Annotated in this window: 16 protein-coding genes and 1 riboswitch; of the genes, 6 read left to right on the plus strand and 10 right to left on the minus strand. The window is 69.6% G+C overall.

From position 1 onward, the window contains the following. Positions 1-9: 9 nt before the first annotated feature. The 4 genes from G6N28_RS15320 to G6N28_RS15335 form a co-directional block, all read right to left on the minus strand. Positions 10-1341, minus strand: a complete 1332-nt coding sequence (locus tag G6N28_RS15320) for a transglycosylase family protein (protein ID WP_163901623.1) — start codon at positions 1339-1341, stop codon at positions 10-12. Positions 1342-1350: 9 nt separating this feature from the next. Further along, a riboswitch (cyclic di-AMP (ydaO/yuaA leader) is annotated at positions 1351-1533 on the minus strand. A gap of 253 nt (positions 1534-1786) precedes the next feature. Further along, positions 1787-2053 carry a MoaD/ThiS family protein gene (locus G6N28_RS15325; RefSeq protein ID WP_163901625.1) on the minus strand — a complete coding sequence of 89 codons (267 nt, stop codon included), beginning with the start codon at positions 2051-2053 and terminating at the stop codon, positions 1787-1789. 4 nt (positions 2054-2057) lie between these two features. After that, a complete protein-coding gene (gene moaA, locus G6N28_RS15330) occupies positions 2058-3116 on the minus strand; it encodes a GTP 3',8-cyclase MoaA (protein WP_163901627.1) in 1059 nt (352 codons plus the stop codon). Then, complete coding sequence (locus tag G6N28_RS15335; RefSeq protein ID WP_163901629.1) at positions 3113-3526, minus strand: YccF domain-containing protein; 414 nt, start codon at positions 3524-3526, stop codon at positions 3113-3115. The genes moaA and G6N28_RS15335 overlap by 4 nt, the downstream gene beginning before the upstream one ends. 67 nt (positions 3527-3593) lie before the next feature. On the opposite strand from G6N28_RS15335, the gene G6N28_RS15340 reads away from it, so the two are divergent. The 3 genes from G6N28_RS15340 to G6N28_RS15350 all read left to right on the plus strand — a co-directional run bounded on the left by G6N28_RS15340 (position 3594) and on the right by G6N28_RS15350 (position 5773). After that, the gene (locus tag G6N28_RS15340) at positions 3594-4142 is read left to right on the plus strand and encodes an OsmC family protein (RefSeq protein ID WP_197745787.1); all 549 of its coding nucleotides are present in this window, start codon (positions 3594-3596) and stop codon (positions 4140-4142) included. 116 nt (positions 4143-4258) lie between these two features. Continuing rightward, positions 4259-4669, plus strand: coding sequence for a cold-shock protein (locus G6N28_RS15345; protein WP_163901633.1), 411 nt, complete (start codon positions 4259-4261; stop codon positions 4667-4669). 87 nt (positions 4670-4756) lie between these two features. Next, positions 4757-5773 carry a glutathione S-transferase family protein gene (locus G6N28_RS15350; protein ID WP_163901635.1) on the plus strand — a complete coding sequence of 339 codons (1017 nt, stop codon included), beginning with the start codon at positions 4757-4759 and terminating at the stop codon, positions 5771-5773. Positions 5774-5856: 83 nt separating this feature from the next. Here G6N28_RS15350 and G6N28_RS15355 read toward each other — a convergent pair whose 3' ends face one another. Together G6N28_RS15355 and G6N28_RS15360 are read right to left on the minus strand one after the other, a co-directional pair. After that, the gene (locus tag G6N28_RS15355; RefSeq protein ID WP_163901637.1) at positions 5857-6339 is read right to left on the minus strand and encodes a DUF2771 domain-containing protein; all 483 of its coding nucleotides are present in this window, start codon (positions 6337-6339) and stop codon (positions 5857-5859) included. Further along, on the minus strand, positions 6336-8045 hold the full coding sequence (locus G6N28_RS15360) for an MFS transporter (protein ID WP_163901639.1): 1710 nt from the start codon (positions 8043-8045) through the stop codon (positions 6336-6338). The genes G6N28_RS15355 and G6N28_RS15360 overlap by 4 nt, the downstream gene beginning before the upstream one ends. An 88-nt stretch (positions 8046-8133) precedes the next feature. Between G6N28_RS15360 and G6N28_RS15365 the strand changes: the two genes are divergently transcribed. Further along, positions 8134-8919 (plus strand): DUF3027 domain-containing protein, encoded by a 786-nt coding sequence (locus G6N28_RS15365; RefSeq protein WP_163906283.1) that lies wholly within the window; start codon positions 8134-8136, stop codon positions 8917-8919. Here the strand turns inward: G6N28_RS15365 and G6N28_RS15370 are convergent. After that, on the minus strand, positions 8916-9371 hold the full coding sequence (locus G6N28_RS15370; protein ID WP_163901641.1) for an SRPBCC family protein: 456 nt from the start codon (positions 9369-9371) through the stop codon (positions 8916-8918). The genes G6N28_RS15365 and G6N28_RS15370 overlap by 4 nt on opposite strands. Positions 9372-9398: 27 nt before the next feature. Beyond that, the gene (locus G6N28_RS15375; RefSeq protein WP_163901643.1) at positions 9399-9647 is read right to left on the minus strand and encodes a DUF2530 domain-containing protein; all 249 of its coding nucleotides are present in this window, start codon (positions 9645-9647) and stop codon (positions 9399-9401) included. A 30-nt stretch (positions 9648-9677) separates the two neighbouring features. Here G6N28_RS15375 and G6N28_RS15380 point away from each other — a divergent pair, with 30 nt between their 5' ends. Both G6N28_RS15380 and G6N28_RS15385 read left to right on the plus strand, forming a co-directional pair. Then, the gene (locus G6N28_RS15380; protein WP_407665016.1) at positions 9678-10496 is read left to right on the plus strand and encodes a TrmH family RNA methyltransferase; all 819 of its coding nucleotides are present in this window, start codon (positions 9678-9680) and stop codon (positions 10494-10496) included. Then, a complete protein-coding gene (locus tag G6N28_RS15385; RefSeq protein WP_163901645.1) occupies positions 10493-10765 on the plus strand; it encodes a DUF2537 domain-containing protein in 273 nt (90 codons plus the stop codon). Before G6N28_RS15380 ends, G6N28_RS15385 begins: the two co-directional genes overlap by 4 nt. A 25-nt stretch (positions 10766-10790) precedes the next feature. Here G6N28_RS15385 and sepH read toward each other — a convergent pair whose 3' ends face one another. Both sepH and serC read right to left on the minus strand, forming a co-directional pair. Further along, the gene (gene sepH / locus G6N28_RS15390; RefSeq protein WP_163901647.1) at positions 10791-11576 is read right to left on the minus strand and encodes a septation protein SepH; all 786 of its coding nucleotides are present in this window, start codon (positions 11574-11576) and stop codon (positions 10791-10793) included. 86 nt (positions 11577-11662) lie between these two features. Beyond that, a complete protein-coding gene (serC, locus tag G6N28_RS15395) occupies positions 11663-12775 on the minus strand; it encodes a phosphoserine transaminase (RefSeq protein WP_163901649.1) in 1113 nt (370 codons plus the stop codon). Positions 12776-12848 lie beyond the last annotated feature (73 nt).

The raw sequence follows: 12848 nt of genomic DNA on the forward strand, positions 1-12848 counted from the left end.
GCCCACCGGTCAGGCCGGCGGCAGCGGCGGAGCCGGCGCGGGCGCCGGCGGGGCGACCGGAAGGTTCGGCGCCGGCCCGCCCGGGGTGTCGGGCGTGGTCAGCGGACGTTGGGTCAGTGCCAGCAATGCATCCGTGCCGGTGATCTCCTGGGTCTGGATCGCGTGCCAGATCTCCTTGAGATAGCTGACGTTCGGGCTCTGCGTCGGCAGCTCAGAACGATCCGTCGTCGTGCCGGGGGGCAGATTCTCCGGGCTGGCCAGGTGCGGCACCCCTTCCGGCGGCACCGGAACCTCGCCGCTGACGACCTGGTTGGCCGCGTTGACCGCCGGGGCGGGGATGTCCACGGCGTTGAGCGGAGCCATCGGGTCGACGGGGGCCGGCGCGGGCGCCGGTTGCAGCGCCGGGTCGACCGACGCCGGGCTCTGCGGGGCATTCAGCGACCACAGCTGTGGCTGTTCCGCAGGCACCAAGCCCTCGTCGACGCCCTCGGCGATGACGTCCCAGTCCCCGACGGTCTGCGTGACCGTGTCCTCGATCGGTGGGGCCGGAGGCGCGGGCGCCGGTGGTGGCGGTGGTGGGGCCTCGGGCAGGGGTGCCGCGAGCGCGTCAACCGGGGGTGGCGGTGGTGCCAGCGGGTCGACCGGCGGCGGCGGTGGTGGGGCCTCGGGCAGCGGGGCCGACAGCATGTCGACCGGCGCCGGGGGTGGCGGTGGTGCCAGCGGGTCGACCGGCGGCGGTGGTGGGGCCTCGGGCAGCGGGGCCGACAGCATGTCGACCGGCGCCGGGGGTGGCGGTGGTGCCAGCGGGTCGACCGGCGGCGGTGGTGGGGCCTCGGGCAGCGGGGCCGACAGCATGTCGACCGGCGCCGGGGGTGGCGGTGGTGCCAGCGGGTCGACCGGCGGCGGAGGCGGCAGCACGCCGTTGAGAGCCGGCGCGTCGAGCGGTTGTGGCTCGTCCTTGACGACGTTGCGGGGCGTATGCCCGGAAAGCGGTCCCCCGCAGGACGGCCAGGCGCCCTTGCCCTGGGTCGCCAGCACGCGCTCTGCGACCGCGATCTGCTCTTCCTTGGTGGCCAGGTGCGCAGCCGGCGCGAACTCCTTGCCGCCGTGGCCGGCCCACGTACCGGGCGCGAACTGCAGACCGCCGTGATATCCGTTGCCGGTGTTGATGGCCCAGTTGCCGCCGGATTCACACCTGGCGACCTGATCCCATTCGTGGTCGGTGGCTGCGTTCGCGTGCCCGGCGAGAACAATGCTTCCGCCGCCGATGACTGCGCCGGTGAAGGCGACTTTCGCGACGTTTACGGCTGATGCAGTGGGCTTGCGGTGTCGTCCACTCATGCGTGCGCTAGGTCCTCTCGTCGGCGCCCGCGAGGTCAGCTGTCGGGTTCGGGCTGGAGAGGTCGCCCGGCCGGCATCGTCGGTGATGACGACGACGGCTTCACCCCAAGGAGCCGAAAGGCTCCGAGTCCGCTGCTGTTCGGCGGACCGGTTGGGTCCCCCGCCTCCATCCGAGTTGGTCGGTCGTGGTGCCGTGCGCCAGCGGATGGAGTTCGGCGCGGCTGAGCACGGCGGGCCGATCGATTTCGTGGTCGACGGCTTGGGCTGAACCGTAACGGCTCGCCGCGGACCCGTCATCTTTTGTCGATAACGGCGTTTCCGGAGGCGGCAAATATTAAAAGGGCTCTAAAGGCCCAGCAAAGTAGCCCGTTTTCGCAGGACTGTACGGCGATACATCCGGCCGTAGCCAGCCTGTGACCATTTCGTTATGTGAGGTAAATCACGGCTAACCGCCGGCGAACGGGGGAAGGACGTCGACGGTTTGCGCGTCGCGCAGCACCGTCGACGTATCCCGCACGGCGATCCCGTCGCACAGAAAGGTGCAGCGCAACAACACTTTTGCCAATTTCGCATCGCGCGTACCGAGCCGGTCGACCAGTTCGGCGACCGTCGTTCCGGGTCCGATCCGGATTGTCTCCGCATCGTTACCTGCCGCGGCCCGTGCGGCCGCGAAATAGCGCACGGTCACCTGCACCGTCGTGGTCGACGTCATCGCGCTACCCGCCGATCGCGCTCATCGGCCGGTCCGGCTGTATGAAACCGGGATCGTTGATGCCGTGGCCGGCGGCCTTGACCCACATCGCGGCGCGCCACGCGGCCTCGATCGCGTCGTCGTCGGCGCCGGTACGGAGCAGCCGGCGCAGGTCGGTCTCCTCCCGCGCGAACAGGCAGTTGCGGACCTGGCCGTCGGCGGTCAACCGGGTGCGGTCACAGGCCGAACAGAAGGCGTGCGACACCGAGGCGATGACGCCGACCTTGCCCACTACCCCGGTGTCGCCGGTGACCTGCCACAGTTGCGCCGGAGCCGAACCCCGCGGTGCGGGATCCGGTGTCAGCTCGAAGTGCCGCCCCAAGACGTCGAGTACCTCGTCGGCGCTGATCGCCCGGTCGCGTTGCCACTGGTGTTCGGCGTCCAACGGCATCTGCTCGATGATGCGCAGCTGGTATCCGTGCTCGAGGCAGAACCGCAGCAGCGCGACCGCGTCGTCGAGGCCGGTGACGGGGTCGAGCACCGCGTTGACCTTGACCGGGTTCAGCCCGGCGGCCTTGGCGGCCTGCAGCCCGGCGAGCACGTCGGGCAGCCGGTCGCGGCGGGTGATGCGGGCGAAGCGCGCCGCGTCGACGGTGTCCAGCGATATGTTGATCCGGTCCAGGCCGGCCCGCTTCAACTTCGCCGCCCGCTTGTCGAGCCCGATTCCGTTGGTGGTCAATGTGATCTCCGGGCGGGGCCGCAACGCAGCCGTCGCGGCGACGATGTCTTCCAGGCCTTTGGCCACCAACGGCTCGCCGCCGGTGAAGCGCACGTTGGTGATACCGAGCCGCGTCACGGCGACAATTAACAGCCGGATCAGCTCGTCGGGGGACAGCAGCGCGTCGGTGGGCAGCCAGTCCATGCCGTCGGCGGGCATGCAGTAGGTGCAGCGCAGGTTGCATCGGTCGGTCAGCGACACTCGCAGATCGGTGGCCACCCGGCCGAAGGTGTCGATCAGCGGACCGGAGGTGGGCGCGGGTCGAGCCGGTCCCAGCGACGGCACGCCCAGATCGATGAGGGTCATGCGGGCGCTCGCGTTGCGTTGAAGGCCGAGTGCACCTGGTCGACGGGCACGATCTCCTTACCGAGCGGCACCAGCGAGACCGGAACCATCTTGAGGTTGGCCAGCGCCAGCGGGATGCCGATGATGGTGACCGCCATGGCCGCCGCGCTGACGATATGACCGATGGCCAGCCAGATCCCGAACAGGATCACCCAGATGACGTTGCCGATCAGCGCGCCCGGCCGGGTGCCCGGCTTCTCGACGATGGTGCGGCCGAACGGCCACAACGCATAGGAGGCGATCCGCAGGGCGGCGAACCCGAACGGAATCGTGATGATCAGGACGAAGCAGAGCAGGGCCGCCAGCAGATAACCCAGCGCCAGCCACAGGCCGCCGAAGATCAACCAGATGACGTTCAGGATCAGGCGCATTTCACCTCCAGCGGTCGTTCCAGCCTACCCAGTCGGGAGTACGGTTGCCCTGGAGTAGGTGATCGCAATGGCATCCCAGTCAAGGACATTGGTCGGTGATCGGCAGGATCCGCTGCGGGTTCGCTATCAAACCGAACCCGGGCCCGCGCAGATCACCGATCGGGCCAGGGCCGTGCGCGGTGCCGAACTCGACCCGTTCCACGGCCGCGTCGTTGCGGGCACCCGCGGCGGCGAATCCGTGCTGAGCATCGGGGCGCATGCGGCCGTCGGCGGCTACCACGACGACCCCAACCCTGGGGACATGCTCTGCGCGGCGCTGGCGGCCTGTTTCGATTCCACGTTGCGAATGATCGCCAACCGGCTTGGCGTGCGGCTGACCCGGCTCGACGTGGAGGTGGCCGCCGACGTCGACGTCCGCGGCGCGCTCATGGTCGACCGCGACGTTCCGGTCGGATTCAGCGCGATGCGGTGCACCGTCGATTTGGCGACGGCCGAGGGCACACCGGCGAACCTGACGGAAGCCATGGTCGCCTCGGCAGAGAACTGCTGCATCGTGATGAACACATTGCGCGCCGGTGTACCCGTGACGACCGAGGCGCATTTCACCGACCAGTGAGGGCTAATGAGGATGCTGGGGCGCAAGGCCGCCGAGTAAGATCACTCCATCGCGTCCCGATGCAGGCGGGACGCGTTCGTCATGTGAGAGCTTCCGAAAGACAGTAGGTGAGACCAGTGCCGACCGGCCGCGTGAAATGGTACGACGCCGAGAAGGGCTTCGGGTTCCTGTCGCAGGAGGACGGCGAGGACGTCTACGTCCGGTCCTCCGCGCTGCCCGCCGGCGTCGAGACCCTCAAGGCCGGCCAGCGGGTGGAGTTCGGCATCGCCTCGGGCCGTCGGGGCCCGCAGGCGCTGAGCGTGACGATCATCGACCCGCCGCCGAGCCTGACCCGCACCCGTCGCGAGGCGGCCGCCGCGGAGCGCAAGCACAGCCCCGACGAACTGCACGGGATGATCGAAGACATGATCACGCTGCTGGAGAGCGCGGTGCAGCCCGACTTGCGCAAGGGCCGCTACCCGGACCGCAAGACCGCGCGGCGGGTGTCCGAGGTGGTGCGCGCCGTGGCCCGCGAACTGGAGCGCTGAGCCCCCCGGGCGCCGAATCTGAGCTTGTGCACGAAGCGCCCTGGGATTCCGGTGCATAAGTTCAGGATCGACGGGTAGAACCGAGGGGTGAGCTATGTCGCCGACAAGTCCAAGTCAGCAGGCGAGTTCAACCGCGACACCGACTACATCACGACCCGCATCACCGCCGACGGCCGCGACGGCTATCCCGTCGAGCCCGGCCGCTACCGGCTGATCGTGGCGCGGGCCTGCCCGTGGGCCAACCGCACCATCATCGTGCGCAGGCTGCTGGGCCTGGAAGACGTGCTGTCCATTGGTTTTTGCGGCCCCACCCACGACGAGCGCAGCTGGACCTTCGACCTCGACCCCGACGGGGTGGACCCGGTGCTGAAGATCCCTCGCCTGCAGGACGCCTATTTCAAGCGGTTTCCCGGCTACCCGAAGGGCATCACGGTGCCCGCGATCGTCGACGTGCCGACCGGGCAGGTGGTCACCAACGACTTCGCGCAGATGACGCTGGACTTCTCCACCGAGTGGACGCAGTACCATCGCGACGGCGCGCCGCAGCTGTATCCCGAACCGCTGCGCGACGAGATCGACGAGGTGGCCCAACGCATCTACACCGAGGTCAACAACGGCGTGTACCGCTGCGGGTTCGCCGGGTCCCAGCAGGCCTACGACAAGGCCTACGACCGGTTGTTCGCCGCGCTGGACTGGCTGTCGGACCGGCTGAAGGACCAGCGGTATCTGGTCGGCGACACCATCACCGAGGCCGACGTGCGGCTGTTCACCACGCTGGCCCGCTTCGACCCGGTGTATCACGGGCATTTCAAGTGCAACCGGCAGAAGCTTTCCGAGCTGCCGGTGCTGTGGGCCTACGCACGCGATCTCTTCCAGACACCGGGCTTCGGCGACACCATCGACTTCGTGCAGATCAAGCAGCACTACTACATCGTGCACACGGACATCAACCCGACGCAGGTGGTGCCCAACGGGCCCGACCTGTCGAACTGGTTGACGCCGCACGGTCGGGAAGCGTTGGGCGGCAGTCCGTTCGGCGATGGCACCCCGCCGGGCCCGACGCCGCAGAGCGAACGCGTCCCCGAGGCCCACACCGCCGGTTGAGCTGCGCACCTCTTCGCCCAAAGGGACAAACGGGCGAGAAAGTGCGAGTAGAACGCGCCAATACGTCGATCTCGGCGTGGGGATTACGGCCAGACCGTGCGCACCGACCACTCGGCGTGCGGCACCGGGAACTCGTTGCCGTCCTCGTCGCGCACCAGCGTCGGCAACTGCACGACGAAGCCGAACAGCTTACCGCGGTGCGGGTCGACGGTGGGGATGGTGACCGCGTTGCGGCTGCCGGGCCGGAACTCGTCGACGACGTCCTCGCCCTCGTAGGTGCGCACCAGCACCCACGGGGCGCGGGAGATCGCCGGCGGCACCGACAGCTGCACGGTGTGTTCCGCGTCGACGGTCAGTTCGCCTCCGGCGCGCGGGATTTCGCAATCGGTCGGGTTGAGCACCTGGCAGTACTGGTACGGGCCGACCCTGGTGAGCTGACCGTCGGTGTAGGCGCTGATCTCCGGATGTGCGGGCCGCGGGTCCTGGCCCAGCCGCCAGATCAGCACCCCGGTCCCGATCGCAGCCAACACCGCCACGACCGCCAACCCGGCGACGACGCGTTTCACCGACGCCTCACCGCCGCGGGATCCGGTCGGCCTCCCTCCTGCTCGGCCAGCACGGGACGGTTGCCGCCGAAGCCCGGGATCAGCGAGTCGCCGCGGTAGCTGACCACCGTCTGGGCCAGGCCGAGAATCAACAGCGCGGTGATCGCGGTGAACCCGGCCCACAGTTCGGTGTAGATCAACACGCCCATCGCGCCACCGGCGACCCAGGCCAACTGCAGCAACGATTCCGAACGCCCGAACGCCGACGCGCGGGAGCGCTCGGGCAGGTCGTCCTGCAGCGACGCGTCCAGGGAGGCTTTGGCGATCGCGCTGGCGCCCGATGTGATCAGCGTGGCGGCCGCCGCCACCAGCAGGTTGCCGCTGACCGCGGTGAGCAGGGCGCCGACGGTGACCGCGGTCGCGCAGCGCACCACCAACTGCGCCGGGTGGCCGAGCCTGAGCCGGGCGCTGGTGAAGTTCCCCGCGAAGTTGCCGATCGCCGCGGCGGCCCCGATCAACCCGAGGATCTGTAGCTGCTCCCATCCGCTGGCGTCGTGCGACTTGGCGACGAACGCCGGATACAGGAACAGGAAGCCGACCATCACCTTGACCGTGCAGTTGCCCCACAGCGCGGTGATCGAGTTGCGGCCCAACGGCTGCCGCGCCGCGCCGCTCGCGGGCTGCGCCTCAGAGTCGCGGCGCAGCTCGCCGGTGCGGCCGTGGTAGCTCAGCGTCGCGGGCACCTCACCCTCGGTGACCTCGACCCACTTCGGTATCCGCATCGCCAGCACCGCACCGGCCACCGTCGCCACGACCACGATGTACAGCGCTCCGGGCGCGTCGAACAGGTTGAACAGATACTCCGCACCCGCGGCGATCAACCCGCCGGCCATGGTCCCGCCGAGCAGCCCGAAGATCGTCAGCCGCGAGTTCACCCGCACCAGATCGATCGTCGGCGGCAGCACCCGCGGTGCCACCGCGCCGCGCAGCACGCTGAATGACTTGGACAGCACCATCATTCCCAGCGCGCACGGGTACAGCACCCACGACGGGAAGCTGCCGGTCGCCCCGTCGTAGTTCATGATCAACACCAGCGCCAACACGGTGCGCAACAGAAACGACATCGCCAGCGCGACACGGCGGCCGTGCTGCAGCCGGTCGAGGGCAGGACCGATCAGGGGAGCGACGACCGCGAACGGTGCGATGGTGATCAGCAGGTAGAGCGCGACCCTGCTCTTGCTCTCCGCGGTGGCCGCCGCGAAGAACAAGGTGTTGGCCAACGCGACGGCCATCGCGGCGTCGACGGCGAAGTTCGCGACCACCGGCCAGGTCAGCGCGGTCAGCCCGGACTTGTCGGCGCCGTCGGCTGTCGCGGCCCGGTGCACCAGGCCATACATCTTGGACCCGACTTCGCGGCTGCGCGCGGCGGCCGCTCGCGTCACGGTGATCTTCTCGCCGGCCGCGGCACCCGTTCCCGGCGGCGGGGTCGAGTAGCGGTACCGGCGCTCCGACTCGTCCAGCGGCGGCAACCACCGATTCGCGCTCGGGGTGGCGTCGGCCCGCCGCGCCCGGCGATAGCCGCCGTCGCTGGGATAGTTGGCCATCCCCGGGTGCTCGCCCGCGCGCGGATCGGCCCAGTCGTCTTCCGCCGCGGGCGGGCGCGGCGGGTAATAGCGAGGGTCACGCCGACCCGCCGGGTCCCGGTGGTCACGCCGCGGTCCGGTCACGAAGTCGATTGTCCACCATCGGTGCGACAGTGGCCGGGTAGCCGACCGGTGTGGCTACCGGTGTCCCGGTCAGGCAGTATGAATGGCGATGGACAGCGTGACCGAATCGCCCGGGCACGGCGCGGCGGCACCGGCCGAACGCCCGGACCTGGAGACGGTGCTGATGGGTGCCGTCGATCTGGCGCGCGCGGCGATCGTCGAGCACAGCGGCGAAGACACCGTCGGGGAGTATCTCGGGGCCGGCTTTGAGGACCCCACCGCGGCGACCCACCGGTTCCTCGCGGACATGCCCGGTTACCGGGGCTGGCAGTGGGCCGTCGTCGTCGCGGCCGCGCCGGGCGCCGAGCAGGCCACGATCAGCGAAGTCGTCCTGGTACCGGGGCCGACGGCGTTGCTGGCACCCAAGTGGGTGCCCTGGGAGGAACGCATCAAACCGGGTGACCTGAGCCCCGGGGACCTGCTCGCCCCGGCGACCGACGACCCCCGCCTGGTGCCCGGCTACATGTCCAGCGGTGACCCGCAGGTCGACGAGGTCGCCGCGGAGATCGGCCTGGGCCGACGGCATGCGCTGAGCCCGTGGGGACGCCGGGCGGCCGCGCAGCGCTGGCACGACGGCGACTTCGGCCCCAACTCGGCGATGGCCCGGTCGACGCGGCGGGTGTGTCGGGACTGCGGCTTTTATGTTCCGCTGTCGGGATCGCTGGGCGTGATGTTCGGGGTGTGCGCCAACGAATTCTCCGCCGACGGACACGTCGTCGACTCCGAATACGGCTGTGGCGCCCACTCGGACACCCCGCAGCCGCCGGGCAGCGGCTCTCCGCAGTTCGCGCCGTACGACGACGGTGTGCTGGATCTGACCGAGCCGGCCGACTAGCGTTCGGCGACGGCCTTGATCCGGGCCAGGGTCTGGTTCATGCCGTCGACGAGTTCACGTTCGAAACTCTCCACGCCGCCCATGAACGCGTTGGTGAGCTTGGTGGAGATGGGTTTGACGCCGTTCTGGGCGTGCCGGGTCTCCACCAGCCGGGTGCCGGTGTCGGTGGGTTCGAGCTCGTAGCTCCACACCGTTCCGTTCTCGTTCACCCGGAACGCGAGCTTCTTCTCCGGAACGAACTCCGTGATACGGCTCGTGGTGGGCCAGAACTGAAAGCCGCGGCGGTTGAAGTTGATGGTGCGGCTGCCTACCCGCGGTGCACCGCCCAGGACGATCATGCGCCGGCACTGCGGGCTCCACTCCGGCATCCGACGCAGATCCGAGATCACCTCCCAGACCTTCGAGACCGGAGCGTTGATGTCGATCTCGGCCTGTAGCACCGGAGCTGCCATGGCGATCCCCTTGTCTGGTTTCGGAATTCAGTCCAGTCCGTGCTGTGCGCCACGAGCACCGCGGCGCACAGCGTGACGCTGCCACAGAAATATCGATGTGCCAAGGGCGCCGACCCCGAGCCCGGCCACCGCGTACGGCCGCCACTGCGCCAACTCGGGCATGGTGAACGACAGCACCGCGGCGATCACCCAGCCCGCCCCGATCACCACGATGACCGGCCACGGGTTGAGCAGGGCGGGCGGTAACAGCGGGGGTGGCGGAACCTTGGGTGACATCGCTGCTCAACCTAGCCGATCGCTAGTCTGCTGCACGTGAACGTCGTTGACGTCGCCGACCCCGCCGACCCGCGGCTCGACGACTTTCGCGATCTCAACAGCGTGGATCGCAGACCCGATCTGCCCACCGGCAAGGGGCTGGTCATCGCCGAAGGGGTACTGGTGGTCCAGCGGATGTTGGCGTCACGCTTCACTCCGCGCGCGATGATGGGCACCGACCGGCGCCTCGCCGAACTCGCCGCCGACCTCGACGGCGTCGACGCCCCGTACTACCGGGTCTCCGCCGAGGTGATGGCCGACGTCGTCGGGTTCCATCTCAACCGCGGCGTGCTGGCGTCGGCGTCGCGTCCCGGCGAGTTGACGCTCACACAGGTGCTTGCCGGCGCCCGCACCATCGCCGTGCTCGAGGGCGTCAACGACCACGAGAACCTCGGGTCGATCTTCCGCAACGCCGCGGGCCTCGACGTCGACGCGGTGGTGTTCGGTGCCGGATGCGCCGACCCGCTCTACCGGCGCGCGGTGCGGGTGTCGATGGGTCATGCGCTGCTGGTGCCGTACGCCTGGGCTTCCGACTGGCCGTGCGATCTGTATCTGTTGCGCGACAACGGGTTTCGACTACTGGCCATGACGCCCGATCCGGCGGCACGCACAGTGGCCGACGCGATGACCGCCGTCGCGCACGAGAGGGTGGCCATCCTCGTCGGGGCGGAGGGCCCGGGGCTCACCAAACGCGCGATGGCGGCCAGCGATCTGCGGCTGCGGATCCCGATGTCGCGGGGCACCGACTCGCTCAACGTCGCCACGGCTGCCGCCCTGGCGTTCTACGAGCGGGCTAGGTTGAACCCGTGACCGACGAGTCGACGCCGTGGGCGATGGGGTTGACCGTCGCCGCGTTCGTCGCGGCGGTCACCGCGGCGGCGGTGGTGGTGCTCAGCCTGGGGTTGATGCGGGTCCATCCGCTGTTGGCCGTCGGTCTGAACCTGGTCGCGGTCGGCGGGCTGGCGCCGACGGTGTGGGGCTGGCGCAGGCTGCCGGTCTGGCGCTGGTTCGTGCTGGGTTCGGGTGTCGGAGTGGCCGGGGCGTGGCTGGCGCTGCTGGCCATCGCCGTCGGCGGGTGACGGTTTCCCTCGCCGAGCGGCCGTGCTACCGGCTGTTGGAGCGCACGCCCAACAACACGTCCTCCCACGCCGGCACCGGCGGCTTGCCCTTGCGGGGCCGGGCCGACTTGGTGGGGGCAGGCGGCTCGGGTTCGGGCGCGGCCTGCGACACCGGGGCCTGCTGCTCGGGCGGCGTCGGCTCCTCGTGGTCGAGCTCGGCGACGGGCGCGACGGGCCGCAGCGGCCGGGCGAAGTCCGGATCGATGAGCTCACAGGCGGCGTCGTCGAACGCGGTCACCGTGCCGCCGTGGGCGCCGGGAGTGAACCGGAAGTGCGCCACGTTGTCGGACATGCCGGCCTTCCACGCCAGCTGCACGGTCCAGCGGCCGTCCTCGTTGCGCCACGCGTCCCAGTTGGTCGCGTCCGGATCCAGGCCCCTGGCGATCAGGGCCGTCGTCACCGTCTCGAGAAGAGTCAGCACCGAGGGGCCGTCGGCCAGCACCGGATGGGCCGCGGTGGCCAACTCGGCGGCGCGCGCACGTTCCAGCAGGACGGGGTGCGCGAACCGTTCGACGCGTTCGACGTCGACGCCGGCGGCGGCCGCGACCTGTTCGACGGATGCGCCCGCTCGAATCCTGGATTGAATCTCTTTGGGACGCAGCACGTTCGGAACCTCTGAATCGCTTCGTGGTTGGCTCGACGCGGCCTTGTCGCCGCGCACGGCGGCCCGCAGCCGGTCGTCTGACAAAAGGGCGAACTTCTCGCCGGAGTCGGCCTCGCAGACGATGTGTTTGCCGTCGACGTCAAGCCCAACGACTTTGAGTTCTCGCATGCCGACCTCCTCAGGGCTAGCGCCAAGCCCGATCAACCGGACCCTACTGCGTTATCTCCCCGTTACCGCGTAGACACGCGGTGAGGTCAGAGCCGTTCCACCACCCAGTCGACGCAGGCGGTCAGCGCGCTCACGTCGTCGGGCTCGACGGCGGGGAACATCCCGATGCGCAGCTGGTTGCGGCCGAGTTTGCGGTAGGGCTCGGTGTCGACGATCCCGTTGGCGCGCAATGTGGCCGCCACAGCGCCGGCATCGATGTCGTCGGAGAAGTCCACGGTGCCCACCACCTGCGAGCGCAGCTGCGGATCGGTGACGAACGGCGTGGCGAACTGCGAGGCCTCGGCCCAGCTGTACAGCCTCTGCGAGGAGTCCGCGGTGCGCTTGACCGCCCAGTCCAGGCCGCCGTTGCCCAGCATCCAGTCGAGCTGCTCGGCGAACATGATCAGGGTGCCGATCGCCGGGGTGTTGTAGGTCTGGTTCTTGCTGCTGTTGTCGATCGCGATCGGCAGCGACAGGAACTCGGGCACCCAGCGTCCCGAGGAGGCGATGGCCTCGACGCGGGCCAGCGCGGCCGGTGACAGGATCGCCACCCACAGGCCGCCGTCGCTGGCGAAGTTTTTCTGCGGCGCGAAGTAGTAGGCGTCGACCTCGCGGATGTCCACGGGCAGCCCACCCGCCGCCGATGTGGCGTCGATCGCGACCAACGCGTCCCCGGAGCCGCCCGGTCGCTGCACGGGAACCGCGACGCCCGTTGAGGTTTCGTTGTGCGCCCAGGCGATGACGTCGACGGACGGGTCAGCCTGGGGCTGGGGGGCGCTGCCGGGGTCGGCCTTGACGACGACGGGGTCGCCGACGAACGGGTTCTTGGCCACCGCCGAGGCGAACTTGCTGCTGAACTCGCCGTAGGTCAGGTGTAGCGAGCGTTTGTCGATCAGGCCGAACGCGGCGGCGTCCCAGAACGCGGTGGTGCCGCCGTTGCCGAGGACGACCTCGTAGCCGTCGGGCAGCGAGAACAGCGCACGCAGTCCGTCGCGGACCCGGCCGACGAGGTTTTTGACCGGGGCCTGCCGGTGCGAGGTGCCGAACAGATCGCCGGCGTCGGCCAGCGCGCGCAACTGTTCGGGGCGAACCTTGGAGGGACCACAGCCGAACCGTCCATCGCCGGGCTTGAGGTCGTCGGGAATCGTCAGTTCGGCCATGCGGTCAAGAGTAATGACCGGTCCTGCGGGGTTCGCCCGAGGGAGGGGCCCGGGTAGAAACGCCGAGAAGTTA

This window comes from Mycolicibacterium pulveris (genome assembly GCF_010725725.1).
Lineage (GTDB): Bacteria > Actinomycetota > Actinomycetes > Mycobacteriales > Mycobacteriaceae > Mycobacterium > Mycobacterium pulveris.

Bases quoted from the DNA above. Each gene is read 5' to 3' on its own strand.
- G6N28_RS15325 (WP_163901625.1), bottom strand. From the start codon at position 2,053: ATGACGTCGACCACGACGGTGCAGGTGACCGTGCGCTATTTCGCGGCC.
- G6N28_RS15365 (WP_163906283.1), top strand. From the start codon at position 8,134: ATGGACAGCGTGACCGAATCGCCCGGGCACGGCGCGGCGGCACCGGCC.
- moaA (WP_163901627.1), bottom strand. From the start codon at position 3,116: ATGACCCTCATCGATCTGGGCGTGCCGTCGCTGGGACCGGCTCGACCC.
- G6N28_RS15340 (WP_197745787.1), top strand. From the start codon at position 3,594: ATGGCATCCCAGTCAAGGACATTGGTCGGTGATCGGCAGGATCCGCTG.
- sepH (WP_163901647.1), bottom strand. From the start codon at position 11,576: ATGCGAGAACTCAAAGTCGTTGGGCTTGACGTCGACGGCAAACACATC.
- G6N28_RS15320 (WP_163901623.1), bottom strand. From the start codon at position 1,341: ATGAGTGGACGACACCGCAAGCCCACTGCATCAGCCGTAAACGTCGCG.
- G6N28_RS15370 (WP_163901641.1), bottom strand. From the start codon at position 9,371: ATGGCAGCTCCGGTGCTACAGGCCGAGATCGACATCAACGCTCCGGTC.
- G6N28_RS15375 (WP_163901643.1), bottom strand. From the start codon at position 9,647: ATGTCACCCAAGGTTCCGCCACCCCCGCTGTTACCGCCCGCCCTGCTC.
- G6N28_RS15335 (WP_163901629.1), bottom strand. From the start codon at position 3,526: ATGCGCCTGATCCTGAACGTCATCTGGTTGATCTTCGGCGGCCTGTGG.
- serC (WP_163901649.1), bottom strand. From the start codon at position 12,775: ATGGCCGAACTGACGATTCCCGACGACCTCAAGCCCGGCGATGGACGG.